Source organism: Burkholderia sp. MSMB1589WGS, from assembly GCF_001636105.1.
Taxonomy (GTDB): Bacteria; Pseudomonadota; Gammaproteobacteria; order Burkholderiales; family Burkholderiaceae; genus Burkholderia; species Burkholderia humptydooensis.
This window is the reverse complement of record NZ_LNJT01000008.1, coordinates 95,254-110,128: the sequence shown is the minus strand read 5'-3', so window position 1 is coordinate 110,128 and position 14,875 is coordinate 95,254. Positions and strand designations below refer to the sequence as shown.

The window sequence follows — 14,875 nt, the reverse complement described above, 5'->3', positions numbered from 1 at the left end:
CGCATCGCCATCACCGACAAAAGATGACCCGCACGCCAAACGTCAGGGGCTCGGGAGGTTGCATGTTGCGTATGTACGCGTCTGCGCTGAATTCCCGATACGTTCTCCCGTTCACGGTCACTTCCTGCTGCGTCGGGCGTTCGATCGTCGCGGGCTCGCGCACGCTCCATTGACGGACGGTCTCGGACGCGGATGCGCGCGAAGATGCCGCAATGCGCTTCGTCGTGTCGCCAGCGTCGGGCCAAGGCCCGGTCCGCAGTTCGTCGGTGCGATGCCGTACCGACTTCAATGCGTCGGGCGCGGTCGATGAATGTGCTTCGAACGCTGGCGGGTAATGGAAGCGCTCCGGTTGCCACGCGGGGGCGTGACCTTCCCGAGGATCAATGTAAGCGATTTGCGGATCGCCCATCATGACCATCGGCACACATCCCACGTTCTCTGCGCGCAGCGGCATCGCGAACGTTTGTTGAATGCCGAGGGCATTGGCCACGCTTTGTTCGGTAAGCAATGCAGGGTTTGACGAGCCGACTTGGGCGATTGCCGGTACGCTACAGAAAACCAATATAAGTAACGTGCTCCTCATGGTTGCCTCCATACGACTTGCTCGGCAAAAAGGGGTGTCGGCCCGGGGGAGCCGACACCCTCGAAGTAAGGGGAATATGGGAAGCTCTATCCCCCTACGTGCGCACCCGGCCAACCAGGTTCAGCGAAAGACGCAGAATTTGACGCGCCGCTATTCATAATTTTAGGACGTGGTGCTCATCGGCACGGCCTTCGGGGATCCGTCCGGGGACGGCACAACGTTCTGCTCCGATGATGCCGGTTCATTCCCGGTGGCCGGCGCGGGAGCGGCGGCGGGAGAAGCCTGAGGCTCCGATGAAGGTCCTGCCACGCTCGCGTCGCTATTCGCGGCGGTGGCACCGGTTGGTTGCGAATCGGTCGCGGGCCCGGCTTGCGTGACCGGGGCGACTTGCGATGCGTCTGGCGCGCTGCCGGTCGGGACGGCTGCCGTCGGCGGGACGACGAGCGGAGCGGGAACCGGTGTTTGAGCCGCGGGAGGTTCGACCGTCAACGACGGCGCGCTATTCGGCACTGAAGTGCTCATCTCTTGCGGTTTCAGGAGATCGTCGAGTCCTGCCGACGAAGCATTCGAAACCGCCTGCGACCCGGACGCATCCGTTCCGCCGGCTGCATGGCCGAGCTCCGGTACTTGTTTTGCCTCCGCTAGTGACGATTTCGTATCGACGGCCGCTGCCGCGATCGACGGAGTCGAACGCGGCGTCGACGCCGACGCTGCAGATGGCACGGCGGAGGCGACTGCCGTTGCCGGGGACTCGCCAACGCGCTGCGACGTGCCGGCGGTGACTGCGGTGTTTCCCGCGGCATCGAGTGGCGGCAGGCCTAAACGATGGCGCACCAGCGGATCACGGTACTTTTCGTCATCCGACGCAACGGCTTCAACATTGACCGCGCCATTGAAGTGTGCGAGCGGCGCCGTGGTGCCCGGACAAAGGTGACCGGTCGCCTCGACCGCGCGCCGATTGGCGTCGCTCTGACACAGCAGGGCGAGTGCGACGTCGGTCAGGCCCATGGCCCGAAACTCGCGGGCGTCCAGTCGACGAACGCAAGCCTGATCGACGAGCGTCGCTCCACCGGTTGCGCCGAACCCGGGCAGCGACAGTCCGACGCTAATGGATCCCATGCAGGTATCCGACAGCGTGGTGGTCAAACCGGGCGCCTGGATGGTCGGATTCGTCTTGATGGTCTGCGTGCCGGAGTAGTTCACGTTGTCGGTGGTCTGCGTGTTGTACGGGCTCGAACCGGGCGCGCCTGCATTCTGGGCCGCGAGGGTCGAGCCGGACGACGAACCGGTGCCGTTCGTCGGAAGCGATACGTTGACCTGAACGTTCGAGTTTCCGCTGCCCCGCACTTGCGACGAACTGGTGCTGTTGGCGTCTCCCCCGCGCGCATTCCCGCCGCGAGACGTTGTCGTCGTGTTGATGGTATTCAGGCTCGAGCCTCCCCCTTGTCCAATCGACATCGAATCGGACGCCGACTGGGCACTCGAATTCGAGTTCGATGTCGTCGTCTGTGCGTGCCCGCTGATGGCGGCCAATGCGAACACTGTTGCGCATGCCACCCTGATCTTTTCGCTTTTCATACGATACTCCGGATTAGGTTTGCCTCCCGACCTAACAACCGATCACTTCCCCGGTTTCAGCGTTGCCTACTTTTTTGCTTCCCCGAACTGCTTCCAGCCGTTGCCCAACTCGCTCCACGAATCGACCCAGTGACCCGGGCCCTGTTGAGCACCTGCTTCCTCGGCAGGGTTGCCTTTCGATGGCGTTGCCTGTTTCGGCGATATGGCCGTCTGAGTATGGTCGTTTGGCGTTTGCATGGACGATTGCGCATCGCCAACCGAGTTCCGGTCGACGCAATAAGCCGATGTCGCGGCAAGCGCCAGCGCGACGGCAATCAATGTCTGCTTCATGCCAACTCCTTACGATGACAACAGAACCAATCTAAAGACCAGCGTTCGTATGAAGCTGGTCCCCAACGGACGCGTCATTGGCTGCTCGAGATGGCGTTGGCGTCACCCTGGCTTCCGCCGGACGCAGACGGCGAGCCTGCGTAGCCGGTGCTATTGGCGGCCGACGTATTGGTATGCTGCGCGCCGGCGAGTGTGGCGGAGCCCTGCTTTCCGGTCAGGGCGATTGCGTCTGCATTTGCACTGCCCTGGTCGTTCGCAGTCGTGGCCGTGTATCTTTTCGCGCCAAGAACGATCGTTGCGGTCACGCCGCCGGATAACGCATCAGCATTCGCACCCGTGTCCGCGGTCGCTCCGCTGGCCCCTGCGACGCCGATTCCGCCGCCGGCTGCGAACGCGCCTCCGTTCTTTCCGGAACCACTGGCGGTCGAGGTCGAGTCGTGCATGGCAGAGGCCGTTGCAGTCGAGCCCGTGGGCGTAGCCGTGCTGTTCGCCGCCGATCCGGCAACGGACGTCGAGTTGCTGGTGTAGCTTCCCGAACCGATGAGCACCGATCCGGATGCGCCGCCTGTTACCGATTGCGTCTGGCTTGACGTGGTCGGTCCCACAGCCATCGCAGTGCCCGAGAGCACTGCGAGCGCAACTGCAAAAATGACATTCGCTTTCATGACGATCCCTTTTTGAAGAACGATTGGCGAGAATGGAGACTGAACCCCTCCTCCCTGCCAGCCTGACGAGGTTCAGCCTCCGCATCGCTACCTGATGTCGGATTCCTGGGCCGCGCCTTAGTAGCGATAGTGCATGCCGAGGGTCGACCACGCTTGCGCGTTCGCATCGGCGCCGCTCAGGCCCTGCGCTTGTGCGTTGCCGTCGCCTCTGCCGCTCGCCGAGGAGGTGTTCGTATGGCCGGCGAAGGAGAACGTGCCGCTGCCGGTCACGTTCTTGCCCGACTCGGCGATGGCGCGAGCTGCACCGACGGCCTCACCTTCGTCGGTTGCGGTGAAGGATCCCCGGCCGTACACCGCTGCCGACGTAGCGCCACCGCTGGTAGCGTCGCTCGACGAGGACGTGCCAGTTCCGCTTGCGAATGCCCCGCTCGACACGGCGAGTACCGCTGCTGCGATCAGAAGCTTCTTCATGGCATAACTCCTATGGCGTGAATGTGGAGAAAGATGAAAGGTCGCACGCCATCGGCCTCTCAAAAATTTATAAGGAATGCAAATTGAGTTGGCGCGCAGTTACGATGGCCAATCGGGTTCGCGTATCAGCGAATCTGGTAACCGGAGCCGACGTTTCGCCGGGACCTGATAGTCGTGGGATGCGTCAGAGCGCCAGGAATGCTTCGCCGGGGCGGATCGCCGGGCGCTCCACGCCGAACATCTCAGGCTCGACGCAGGGCATGAAGGCGCGCGGATGAGCGGTCGCCTCGCACGCGTTGATCCATGCGCTCCTTGAGCACACGCTGGGCGGCCATCCAGTCATGAGCGGGCGAATTGGCATATATGGCGGTCGACGGCCGCCACCGGGGCACGTGAAGGCATGGTGGACGCTGGATTCAGCGAGCCCTGTCCGGACAGCGAGGACTATTGCCGACTCGTATTTGACGGAGACGAGTTCAGGGGCGAAGTTACTCGCACCCGTTTCGTCCAATGAATCATGTTGAGATTTGCTTCCCGCCGATCTGAGATTCATGACATCTTCCCGGATTGGTTTTAATAAATCGAGATATTCATTATCACGACTAGAATTCCCAACTTGCTCCGTAATCAGCAAGGAGCATGCCAATATCGAATCGAGAACGGCCTCTTGGGGATGTGGTACGAGCGAGGTAGGGAAGGCGTGCATTCCTTGATGTCCAGGTCTCAGAAATGAAACATGGCGATAGGACTGGGCGACACCTGCTACCGTCAGGTCATATGGCAATCGATGGTCAGCACGTTTAGGGACGCTGCTTCCAGCGCATTGGGTCGGCTTGTCTATACCTCGTCTCATTGTTGAAACGCGTCGTGATCTGACAAGCCATGGCGTATGAAAGTGACCTTGCCCTCGAAAAACGTATCCGTTACTGAGAGTGTGTAAAACATCAGTAACGGAGGATCTGGCAATGGGTAAACCGAGGGCGCGGTACACGCTGGAATTCAAGATTGAAGCGGTACCGGCCAGAGCCAAGTGGAGACGGCGAAGATTCCGGGCATCAGTACGTAGACGCTGAATGCGTGGATCAAGGCCGGCGATGCGGGCAAGCTCAATGGGGGCAGGCTACGACGTCGAGCGCACGGCGGCGCGCGCTGAGCGGCGCGCTGCACGCGCTCGCGTTCGCCAGGGCGCCCACGGGCGCCGTTGCGGCTACTTCTTCAGCGTCCGGTACGACACGAGATCGTTGATCGGCCCGATCTCCGGACCCGTGACGCCCGGCCGAGTCGCGACCTGCACGACCTTCTCGAACAGGATCACGAACGGCGAATTCGCGAGCACCGCCTTCTGCAGCGCCTGATATTCCTGCGCGCGCTTCGCGGTCGACGGCTCGGCGAGCGCCGCGTCGGTCTTCGCGGTCAGTTGCGGCACGTCCCAGCCGTTGCGCCACGCGAGCAGCTTGTGCGTTGCGTTGTCCGAATTGTCGGGATTCCATGCGAAACCGCGCGCATTGCTGTTCGGGTCCATGTAGTCCGGCGACCATTCGCCGATGAAGATGTCATGCTGGCGCGCGCGGTACTTGCCGATCGCCTGTTTCGCGTCGCCCGGGATCAGTTTCACCTTGATTCCGCCCTGTGCGAAGTTTGCCTGCAACGCCTGCGCGATCTCGACGTACGGGTAATCGTTCGGCATGTCCATCGTTACCGCGAAGCCGTTCGGCAGCCCGGCCTTCGCGAGCAGCGCCTTCGCCTTCGCGACGTTCTGCTTGTACGGATTCGCGTTCAGCGCGCCGAGGAAGCCGTCCGGCAGGAAGGTCTGATGGACCTTGTACGTCGTCCTGACGATGTTGCGCTGGATGCCGTCGTAGTCGACGAGCCACTTCATCGCCTCCTGCACCTCGGGCTTCGCGAGATTCGGATTCTTCGTGTTCAGGCTCAGGTACAGCAGCGCGGACACGGGCCACGACGCGACCTCGATCTTGCCCGCCTTCGACAGCGCGTCGAGGCTGTCCGGGCTCAGGTTGCGCGCGGCGTCGACGTCGCCGTTCTCGAGCAGCAGGCGCTGCGCGGATGCTTCCGGCACGTGCCGCAGCACGATGCGCTTCATCGGATACGGCGCGCGATAGCCGTCGAAGCGTTGCAGCACGAGGCTTTCGTTCGGCGTCCACTTGACGAGCCGGTATGGGCCCGAGCCCGCATCCGCGTTCTTCAGCCACGCGTTGCCGAAGTCGCCGTTCTTCTCGTGCGAAAGCAGCAGCTTCTTGTCGACGATCGATGCCGGATCGGCGCTCAGCACGTTCAACACGAAGCTCGGCGCGTACTTGCGATCGGTTTCGATCGACACGGTCATGTCGTCGATCTTCCTGACCTTCTGCGCGACGTTGTCCTTCGTGAGGCCGAGATCGGCGAGCACGCCGGCCGGGCCCTTGTCGAGCAGCACCGTGCGCTGCAGCGACCACGCGACGTCGTCGGCCGTCACCGGGTTGCCCGAGTGGAACTTGAGGCCGGGGCGCAGCTTGAACGTGTAGGCGAGGCCGTCCGCGCCGACGCTCCACGACTGCGCGATCCGGCCTTCGAACTTCGACGGGTTGCGCAGATCGACGCGCACGAGCCGCTCGTAGGTGTTCGCGACGTATTCGGACGGCACGAGCTCGTAGATCTCGCTCGGATCGAGCGTCGTGAATTCGCCGAGCTGCGTCGCAATCACGAAGATGCCGGGCGGCGTGGCCGCCTGCGCGGAAAACGCGGGGGCCAGCACGGGGGGCAGCACGACGAGCGCGGCGCTCGCCGCGAGCCTGGACAGCAAGTGTTTCATCGGGACTCCGTCGGAAAGGTATCGAGCCCGATTCTCTCATTGCCGGGCGCGTTTCAGAAACCCCGGAAGCCGCGGCGCGAGGCCGCTGCGCCGCGGCAAAGCCGCCGCGCGAAGATTCGAATATTACAAACTTAAAGGGAATCACATTAATTCATCGATTCATATTGACAATTCATTTAATCTTTTTGATTGTTTGTATTTAACTTGCGTGGCGGGATATCGATTTGATTTGAGGAAAATAGAATCGATATTCCGGGTGAATCATTTTTTTATCGAAACGATCGAAGAGGTGAACATGACGAATCTGTCCCGACGCAAGATGCTCGCCAATACGGCCGGCGCGCTTGCCGCCGCCGGCATCGCCGTTTCCGCGAAGGCCGCGTCGTTCGGCAATCCGGACAGCCCGGCCGAGGGCGCGGTGAATGCGCGCAATCCGCAGAGCCTGACCGATCCCGGCCCGCAAAATCCGGCGCTGATGAGGGAATTTCCGTCGTTTCAGAATCCGCCGGCCACGGACATTAACGGGATGCCGATTTTCTGGGCGTCGTTCAATAATGCGCACAAGCGAATTCAGAACGGCGGCTGGGCGCGCGAAGTCACGCAGGACGATTTCGCGATCTCCGAAACGATTTCCGGCGTCAACATGCGGCTCACACGCGGCGGCATTCGCGAGATGCACTGGCACCAGCAGGCCGAATGGGCGTTCATGCTCGACGGCCGCTGCCGGATCACCGTGCTCGACGAGCAAGGGCTGCCGTCCGTGCAGGACGTGAAGGCGGGCGACCTGTGGTACTTCCCGCCGGGGCTGCCGCATTCGCTGCAGGGGCTCGGCGTCGACGGCGCCGAATTCCTGCTCGCGTTCGACAACGGCCGCGCGTCCGAATTCAACACGCTGCTCGTGACGGACTGGATCGCGCACACGCCGCCTGAGGTGCTCGCGCTGAACTTCGGCGTGCCCGCCGACGCGTTCAAGAACATTCCGCTCGACAATCTGTGGATCTTCCAGGGCGACGATCCTGGGCCGCTTGCCGCCGCGCAGCGCGCGTCGGCTTCGTCGCGCGGCGCGCCGAAGCATCCGTTCATCTTCTCGATGGGCGACATGAAGCCGAACGTGAAGACGCGCGGCGGCGAAGTGCGGATCGTCGACAGCACGAACTTCGACGTGTCGAAGACGATCGCGGCCGCGCTCGTCACGGTGAAGCCGGGCGGCATGCGCGAGCTGCACTGGCACCCGAATGCGGACGAGTGGCAGTACTACATCCAGGGCGACGCGCGAATGACGGTGTTCGATACCGGCCCGAAGGCGCAGACGGCCGATTTCCGCGCGGGCGACGTCGGCTACGTGAAGAAGAGCCTTGGCCACTATGTGCAGAACACGGGCACGACCGATCTCGTGTTCCTCGAGATCTTCAAGGCGGGTCACTACGCGGAGGTGTCGCTGTCCGACTGGCTCGCGCACACGCCGCCGAAGCTCGTCGAGGCGCATCTGAACATCGCGCCCGACGTGATCGCGCGCTTTCCGCGCAACCGGCCGGACGTCGTGCCGGCGTAAGCGCGCGGCGAGCGAGCGGCCGAGCCGGCCGCCGCCGCCCGATCGCGCGCGGCCGGCGGGCCCGACGGCCTGCCGCGCCGCGCATGTCGAATCATTCAGCACTCGAACGGATACCTGACCATGCTTTCCTCAACCACGATGAGCCCGTCCGCCGGCGATTTCGCGCCGGCTGGCGACGCGAGCTCGCGCACCGTCCGCGCGGCGCGCGACGCGCTCGAAGGGCGCCGCAAGGGCGTCGCGGCCGCGCTGCCGTTCGTCGGGCCGGCCGTGATCGCGTCGATCGGCTACATGGATCCCGGCAACTTCGCGACCAACATCCAGGCGGGCGCCGCATACGGCTACGAACTGCTGTGGGTCGTGCTCGCCGCGAACGTGATCGCGATGGTGTTTCAGGCGATGTCGGCGAAGCTCGGCATCGTGACGGGCCGCAACCTCGCCGAGCTGTGCCGCGAGCATTTCCCGCGGCCCATCGTCTGGGGCATGTGGGCGGCGTCGGAGATCGCCGCGATGGCGACCGATCTCGCCGAATTCCTGGGCGGCGCGCTCGCGTTCGGCTTGCTGTTCCATCTGCCGCTCGTCGTCGGGATGGGCGCGACGGCCGTGCTGACCTGCGCGATCCTCACGCTGGAAAAGCGCGGCTTTCGGCCGCTCGAGGCCGCGATCGCGGCGTTGGTCGGCGTGATCGGTGCGAGCTATCTCGGCGAGCTGCTGATCGCGCCGCAGGACTGGCATGCGGCCGCCTATCATCTCGTCGTGCCGCAGTTGCGGGACGGCACGGCGCTCACGCTCGCGGTGGGCATCATCGGCGCGACGATCATGCCGCACACGCTCTATCTGCACTCGGGCCTCACGCAGCGGCGCACGACGCCGCGCGACGATCGCGAGCGCAGGCTGCTGCTGCGCTTCTCGAACCGCGAGGTGGCGGTCGCGCTCGGCGTCGCCGGCTTCGTGAACATCGCGATGGTGATGATGGCGTCGTCCGCGTTCCACGAGACGATGCCGGGCATGGCCGACATAGGCGACGCGTATCACACGCTGATTCCGCTGCTCGGGCCGGCGGCGGGCGCGCTCTTTCTCGTCGCGCTGTTCGCGTCCGGCGTGTCGAGCTCGGTCGTCGGCACGCTCGCGGGGCAAGTCGTGATGCAGGGCTTCCTGAGGCGTCAGGTGCCGATCTGGGCGCGGCGGTTCGTGACGATCGCGCCCGCGTTCGCGATCGTCGCGCTCGGCTGCGACGTCACGCGCGCGATGGTGCTGAGCCAGGTCGTGCTGAGCCTCGTGCTGCCGCTGCCGATGGTCGCGCTGCTGTTGCTGTCGAGCCGGCGCGCGGTGCTCGGCGAGCATGCGCTGCGCATGCCGATGCTGGTGGCGGCGGGCGCGGCGGCGGCGGCGATCGTCGCGCTGAACGGGTATCTGATCTGGGCGGCGCTCGGCTGAGCGAGCGCGCGAGCGACGGCGGGCGGCGCGCGCCGGCCCGGCTTGGCGGTTGGAGCCGCGGATTCCAGTCTCCGGTTCCAGCCGCCGTCACTCGGCGGCGTCGGCGACGATTGCCGTTTCCGCGCGCCCGCGCCCGGCCGCCTCGATGTCCCGCGTATTCTTCTGCACGGCCACCGAGCCGAACAGCGCGAGCGCGAACGACATCGCGTAGAAGCCTTTCTCGCTGTGCATCGGCGTCGCGTTGAAGAGGCCGATCGCGAGCAGCGCGGCCCACGACGCGGCGACGAAGGCGAACGACGGTTGTTGATGGAGATGATTCGTGTTGTCGTGCATGGTGTGATCCTTCTTCGGCATGCGCGTTTGGAAATTATCGGGCGATCCCGCCGCAATCGCCCGACGTTGCACGGTGACGGCGCGCGTCGCGCCGTCACGACAGCCGGTAGCTCGGCCCGGCGCGCATTTCGTCCGGCAACGGCAGGCCGGCCAGTTCGAGCAGCGAGCGCTCGATCTGCCGCGTCAGCGCGTCGAGCGCGAGATGGTTCGGTCCGTCGCCGAACGGATCGGCGATCTCGCCCGCAATCGCATCGAGCGCGATCAGCGTGTACGACACGAATACCGACACGAACGGCGTCGCGATGCCGATCGAATCGACGAGCCCGAACGGCAGCATCACGCAATACGCGTAGACGGTGCGATGCAGCAGCACGTGGTAGGGAAACGGAATCGGCGTCGACGCGATCCGCTCGCAGCCCGCGAGCTTCGCGCCGAGCTCGTTGAGCTGCGCGTCGAGCATCCACAACTGCGTGTCGGTCAGCGCGCCGCCGCGATGCCGGTCGGCGAGCCGGCCGCGCAACGCGTGCAGGATCGCGACCGGGCGGAACTGCGCGGCGAGCACCGGCTCGATCCAGTCGGCGGGCAGGCGGCGGCGCAGGTCGCGAGCGGGGTCGGTGCCGCGCAACTGGTGCTTGAGCGCGTAGACGAAGCCGGCCGTTGCGCGCGCGAACGAGGCGCCGTCGGCGCTCGCGTCGTAGCCGAGCGCCTGCGACGTCAGCGCGCGCGCCGCGCTCAGCGCGCCGCCCCACAGTTTGCGCGCCTCCCAGTAGCGGTCGTAGCTCGCATTGTTGCGGAACGCGGCGAAGATCGCGAGCGCGAGGCCCGCGAGCGTGAACGGCGTCGGATTGAGCGGCACCTTCTCGCCGAGAATGCGGCCGTTCGTCAGCAGCGCGACGATGCTCACGGCGCTCATCAGCGCAAGCTGCGGCAGAATCGATTTGAGCACCGAACCATTCCAGACGAACAGCATCCGGAACCAGTGCTCGCGCGGTCTGACGATCATGGTGGCCTCGCGTCATGCCGCGCGCTGAGCGCCGCTTGCCGACCGGTGCATCAGCACCGGAATCGACTTCGACGTCGGCGTGTTGCAGACGTCGCCGACGCTGTCGAGCGGCACGAGCGGATTCGTCTCCGGGTAGTACGCGCCGAGGCAGCCGCGCGGAATGTCGTACGCGACGAGCAGAAAACCTTCGACGCGCCGTTCGATCCCGTCGTCCCATACCGTTTCGAGATCGACGCGCTCGCCCGCTTCGAAGCCGAGCATCGCGAGATCGTCGGGGTGCGCGAACACGACGCGCCGCTGGCCGAACACGCCGCGATAGCGGTCGTCGAGCGCGTAGATCGTCGTGTTGTACTGATCGTGCGAGCGCGTCGTCATCAGCGTCATCAGCCGCTTGCCGTGGCGCGCGCGGGCGCGCCGGATCGGCGTGTCGACGGGCAGCGCGTGGGCGATGAAGTTCGCGCGGCCGCTCGGCGTGAGCCATTCGCGCTCGCGCGACGCAACCCGCAGATGGAAGCCGCCCGGCCGCGCGATCCGCGCGTTGTAGCCGTCGAAGCCTTCGATGCTCGCTTCGATCGCGTCGCGGATCTTCGCGTAGTCGTTCATGTAGCCGAGCCAGTCGATCTTGTCGCCGCCGAAGAGCGCGTGCCCGAGCCGCGCGACGATCGCGATCTCCGACAGCAGGTTCGGCGAAGCCGGCTGGTTCATCCCATACGACACGTGAACCATGCACATCGAATCCTCGACTGTGACGCCCTGCGCGACGCCGTTCTGCCGATCGATCTCGGTGCGGCCGAGCGTCGGCAGGATCAGCGCTTCGCGGCCGTGCACGAGATGGCTGCGGTTCAGCTTCGTCGTGATGTGGACGGTGAGATCGCAACGGCGCAGCCCTTGCCACGTGCGCGGCGTATCGGGCGTCGCCATCGCGAAGTTGCCGCCGAGACCGATGAACACGCCGATGCGGCCGTCGAGCATCGCCTCGATCGTCTCGACGACGTCGTAGCCGTGGCCGCGCGGCGGCGCGAAATCGAACGCGCGGCCGAGCCGGTCGAGGAACGCGTCGGATGGCTTTTCCTCGATGCCGACCGTGCGGTTGCCCTGCACGTTCGAATGCCCGCGCACGGGGCAGAGGCCCGCGCCCGGCCGGCCGATGTTGCCGCGCATCAGCATCAGGTTCGACAGCATGTGCACGGTCGCGACCGAGTGCTTGTGCTGCGTGATGCCCATTCCCCACGTCGCGATCACGCGCTCGCCGCGCACGTAGATCTGCGCGAGCGCGTCGATCTGCTCATACGGCACGCCGCTTTCCGCGACGAGCGCGGCCCAGTCTTGCGCGCGCAGGTCGGCCGCGAACGCGTCGAAGCCGGCCGTGTGCGCGGCGATGAAGTCGACGTCGAGCACGCGCGCGCCGCCGCGTTCGCGCGCCGCGTCGTCGAGCTCGACGACGCGCTTCGCGACGCCCTTGAGCAGCGCGAGATCGCCGCCGACGCACGGCTGCACGAATGTCGACGCGATCGGCGTGCTCGACATCGTCAGCATCTCGGCCGGATGCTGCGGGCTCGCGAAGCGTTCGAGCCCGCGCTCCCGGAGCGGATTGATCGACACGATCGTCGCGCCGCGCTTCGCGCATGCGCGCAGCTCGCCCATCATCCGCGGATGGTTCGTCGCCGGATTCTGGCCGAAGATCAGCAGCGTGTCGGCCAGCTCGAAATCGTCGAGCGTGACCGTGCCCTTGCCGACGCCGACCGTGGCCGGCAGCCCGCGGCTCGTCGCCTCGTGGCACATGTTCGAGCAGTCGGGGAAATTGTTGGTGCCGTAGTAGCGCACGAGTAACTGGTACAGGAACGCGGCCTCGTTGCTCGCGCGGCCCGACGTGTAGAACGCCGCGCGGTGCGGATCGCCGAGCGCGCGCAGGTGCTTCGCGATCAGCTCGAACGCGGCGTCCCAGGCGATCGGCACGTAATGGTCGGTCGCGGCGTCGTAGACCATCGGGTCGGTCAGGCGGCCATGCTGCTCGAGCGCGTAGTCGGACTGATCGAACAGCGAGCTCACCGTGTGCTCGGCGAAGAACGCGGGCGTCACGCGCTTCGCGGTCGCCTCGGCCGCGACGGCCTTCACGCCGTTCTCGCAGAATTCGAACGTCGACGCATGTTCGCGATCGGGCCATGCGCAGCCGGGGCAGTCGAAGCCGTCCGGCTGGTTCTGGCGCAACAGCGCCCGGTAGTTGCCGCCCGGCACCTTTTCCTTGAACAGGTTGATCGCGACGTACTTGAGCGCGCCCCAGCCGCCCGCCGGATGGGCGTACGGCGCGATGCGCGCGTCGGGTTCCTTGGTTTTCATGTGTCGTAGAGTCAGAGCGCCGGTTGGGGACGGCGACGCAACGAAGCGTACGCGCGCCGCGGCACGGGCCGGGGGCACACCTCGCCGGAAAGAAAAAGAGCACAGTTCTTTAATCTGGTGCGTTGCGTCAAGAAACTGTACTCTTGCATATCGACAAACGAACGAGCGGGGCGAGCGATGAAGCGTTACGAGCAGTTGGCGGACGACATCGACGCGATGATCCGGCGCGGCGTCTACCGGCCGGGCGAGCGGATTCCGTCGGTGCGGCAGGCGAGCCTTCAGCACCGGCTCAGCATCACGACCATCGTGCGCGCGTACCTGGTGCTGGAGAGCCGCGGCGCGATCGAGAGCCGGCCGCAGTCCGGCTATTTCGTGCGCGCGCGGCAGGACGCGCCGGAGCTCGCGCTGCATGCGTCAGCGCCCGTCGCGGTATCGTCGGCTGTCGACGTGAGCCGGCTCGTGCTGTCGACGCTGCGCTCGATCGCGCGCGACGACGCGGTGCCGCTCGGCTCGCCATATCCGGACGCGACGCCGTTCCCCGCGCAGCGGATCGCGCGGCACGCGCACGCGATCGCGCGGCGGCGCACGCGCTGGGGCGTGATCGACGATCTGCCGCCCGGCAATCCGGAGCTGGTCCGGCAGATCGCGCGCCGCTATCTGGAAGGCGGCGTCGCGGTCGATCCGGGCGATATCGTCGTGACGATCGGCGCGACCGAGGCGATCAATCTGTGCCTGCAGGCGGTCGCGAAGCCGGGCGACACGATCGCCGTCGAATCGCCGACGTTCTATGCGATGCTGCACGCGATCGAGCGGCTCGGGATGCGCGCGATCGAAGTCGCGACGCATCCGGGCGAGGGCATCGACATCGACGCGCTCGCGCGGATCCTCGCGGGCGAGCGCGTCGCCGCGTGCATGGTGATGCCGAACTTCCAGAATCCGCTCGGCTTCCTGATGCCGGACGAGCGCAAGCGCGCGCTCGTCGAGCTGCTCGCGCGGCACGACGTGCCGGCGATCGAGAACGACGTCTATCACGAGCTGTACTACGGCGCCGCGCGGCCGAGCACGCTGAAGGCGTTCGATACGCGCGGGCTCGTGCTGCATTGCGCGTCGTTCTCGAAGAGCCTGTCGCCCGCGTACCGGGTGGGTTGGGCGATGCCGGGGCGCTACCGAGACGAGGTCGAGAAGCTCAAGTTCCTGAACACGCTCGCGACGCCCGCGATCGACCAGCTCGCGATCGCCGAGTACCTGAAGCACGACGGCTACGATCACCATCTGCGGCGAATTCGCAAGCTCTACGCGCAGCAGGCGAGCATGATGGCGGCGCTCGTGCGGCGTTTCTTTCCGGACGGCACGCGGCTGTCGCAGCCGCGCGGCGGCTACGTGCTGTGGATCGAGCTGCCGGACGGCGTCGACGCGATGGAGCTGTACCGGCTCGCGCTCGCGCAGAAGATCACGCTCGGGCCGGGGCACATGTTCTCGACGACGCCCGCGTATCGGCACTGCATCCGGCTGAACTACAGCTATCCGTGGTCGCCGCAGATCGAGACGGCGGTGAAGACGCTCGGGCGGCTGGCCGCGGTGTGCGCGAAACGATGACGGCGAGGCGCGAAGAGGGAAGTGACGCATGACGGGCGCGGCGCGTGCGGCGAACATTGCGATGACGACGTGCGGAATGCGCGGGCGGCGCGACCGGCGCCGCTCGCGTGCGATGCGCCGTTCGGCGGCGACGCGGCAGCGCGACGTGAAGAAGCCTGAAGCGGCGACGGCGTCGCGCAGCGCA

12 protein-coding genes are annotated in these 14,875 nt (G+C 65.8%); 3 read left to right on the top strand and 9 right to left on the bottom strand.

Annotated features, from left to right (window positions below):
* Positions 1–10 precede the first annotated feature (10 nt).
* The 6 genes from WT16_RS18525 to WT16_RS18505 form a co-directional block, all read right to left on the bottom strand.
* Positions 11–490, bottom strand: coding sequence for a hypothetical protein (locus WT16_RS18525; protein ID WP_156521467.1), 480 nt, complete (start codon positions 488–490; stop codon positions 11–13).
* A 255-nt stretch (positions 491–745) separates the two neighbouring features.
* Complete coding sequence (locus tag WT16_RS34475; protein ID WP_197486490.1) at positions 746–2,161, bottom strand: chemotaxis protein CheA; 1,416 nt, start codon at positions 2,159–2,161, stop codon at positions 746–748.
* Positions 2,162–2,227: 66 nt separating this feature from the next.
* On the bottom strand, positions 2,228–2,491 hold the full coding sequence (locus WT16_RS31840) for a hypothetical protein (RefSeq protein WP_015604020.1): 264 nt from the start codon (positions 2,489–2,491) through the stop codon (positions 2,228–2,230).
* Positions 2,492–2,565: 74 nt separating this feature from the next.
* Entirely contained in the window at positions 2,566–3,156 is a 591-nt protein-coding gene (locus WT16_RS31835) for a hypothetical protein (RefSeq protein ID WP_075645090.1), read from the bottom strand.
* A 117-nt stretch (positions 3,157–3,273) separates the two neighbouring features.
* Positions 3,274–3,627, bottom strand: a complete 354-nt coding sequence (locus tag WT16_RS18510; protein ID WP_015603455.1) for a hypothetical protein — start codon at positions 3,625–3,627, stop codon at positions 3,274–3,276.
* Positions 3,628–4,834: 1,207 nt separating this feature from the next.
* Positions 4,835–6,436 carry an ABC transporter substrate-binding protein gene (locus WT16_RS18505; RefSeq protein ID WP_063533926.1) on the bottom strand — a complete coding sequence of 534 codons (1,602 nt, stop codon included), beginning with the start codon at positions 6,434–6,436 and terminating at the stop codon, positions 4,835–4,837.
* A 295-nt stretch (positions 6,437–6,731) separates the two neighbouring features.
* Between WT16_RS18505 and WT16_RS18500 the strand changes: the two genes are divergently transcribed.
* Together WT16_RS18500 and WT16_RS18495 are read left to right on the top strand one after the other, a co-directional pair.
* The gene (locus WT16_RS18500) at positions 6,732–7,988 is read left to right on the top strand and encodes an oxalate decarboxylase family bicupin (RefSeq protein ID WP_063534890.1); all 1,257 of its coding nucleotides are present in this window, start codon (positions 6,732–6,734) and stop codon (positions 7,986–7,988) included.
* A 120-nt stretch (positions 7,989–8,108) separates the two neighbouring features.
* On the top strand, positions 8,109–9,422 hold the full coding sequence (locus tag WT16_RS18495; RefSeq protein ID WP_063533925.1) for an Nramp family divalent metal transporter: 1,314 nt from the start codon (positions 8,109–8,111) through the stop codon (positions 9,420–9,422).
* A gap of 87 nt (positions 9,423–9,509) precedes the next feature.
* Here the strand turns inward: WT16_RS18495 and WT16_RS18490 are convergent, their stop codons facing one another.
* The 3 genes from WT16_RS18490 to WT16_RS18480 form a co-directional block, all read right to left on the bottom strand.
* Positions 9,510–9,755 (bottom strand): YiaA/YiaB family inner membrane protein, encoded by a 246-nt coding sequence (locus tag WT16_RS18490; protein ID WP_063534889.1) that lies wholly within the window; start codon positions 9,753–9,755, stop codon positions 9,510–9,512.
* Between the two features lie 94 nt (positions 9,756–9,849).
* Positions 9,850–10,758, bottom strand: a complete 909-nt coding sequence (locus tag WT16_RS18485; RefSeq protein ID WP_059929966.1) for a bestrophin family ion channel — start codon at positions 10,756–10,758, stop codon at positions 9,850–9,852.
* A 12-nt stretch (positions 10,759–10,770) separates the two neighbouring features.
* Positions 10,771–13,095, bottom strand: a complete 2,325-nt coding sequence (locus tag WT16_RS18480) for an FdhF/YdeP family oxidoreductase (protein WP_063533924.1) — start codon at positions 13,093–13,095, stop codon at positions 10,771–10,773.
* A 177-nt stretch (positions 13,096–13,272) separates the two neighbouring features.
* On the opposite strand from WT16_RS18480, the gene WT16_RS18475 reads away from it, so the two are divergent.
* Positions 13,273–14,691: a PLP-dependent aminotransferase family protein gene (locus WT16_RS18475; protein WP_063533923.1), complete on the top strand. Its 1,419-nt coding sequence runs from the start codon at positions 13,273–13,275 to the stop codon at positions 14,689–14,691.
* Positions 14,692–14,875 lie beyond the last annotated feature (184 nt).

Excerpts from the sequence above, each read along its gene's own strand:
- WT16_RS18495 (WP_063533925.1), top strand. The coding sequence starts at position 8,109 with ATGCTTTCCTCAACCACGATGAGCCCGTCCGCCGGCGATTTCGCGCCG.
- WT16_RS18510 (WP_015603455.1), bottom strand. The coding sequence starts at position 3,627 with ATGAAGAAGCTTCTGATCGCAGCAGCGGTACTCGCCGTGTCGAGCGGG.
- WT16_RS18485 (WP_059929966.1), bottom strand. The coding sequence starts at position 10,758 with ATGATCGTCAGACCGCGCGAGCACTGGTTCCGGATGCTGTTCGTCTGG.
- WT16_RS34475 (WP_197486490.1), bottom strand. The coding sequence starts at position 2,161 with ATGAAAAGCGAAAAGATCAGGGTGGCATGCGCAACAGTGTTCGCATTG.
- WT16_RS18490 (WP_063534889.1), bottom strand. The coding sequence starts at position 9,755 with ATGCACGACAACACGAATCATCTCCATCAACAACCGTCGTTCGCCTTC.
- WT16_RS31835 (WP_075645090.1), bottom strand. The coding sequence starts at position 3,156 with ATGAAAGCGAATGTCATTTTTGCAGTTGCGCTCGCAGTGCTCTCGGGC.
- WT16_RS18475 (WP_063533923.1), top strand. The coding sequence starts at position 13,273 with ATGAAGCGTTACGAGCAGTTGGCGGACGACATCGACGCGATGATCCGG.
- WT16_RS18500 (WP_063534890.1), top strand. The coding sequence starts at position 6,732 with ATGACGAATCTGTCCCGACGCAAGATGCTCGCCAATACGGCCGGCGCG.
- WT16_RS18505 (WP_063533926.1), bottom strand. The coding sequence starts at position 6,436 with ATGAAACACTTGCTGTCCAGGCTCGCGGCGAGCGCCGCGCTCGTCGTG.
- WT16_RS18480 (WP_063533924.1), bottom strand. The coding sequence starts at position 13,095 with ATGAAAACCAAGGAACCCGACGCGCGCATCGCGCCGTACGCCCATCCG.
- WT16_RS31840 (WP_015604020.1), bottom strand. The coding sequence starts at position 2,491 with ATGAAGCAGACATTGATTGCCGTCGCGCTGGCGCTTGCCGCGACATCG.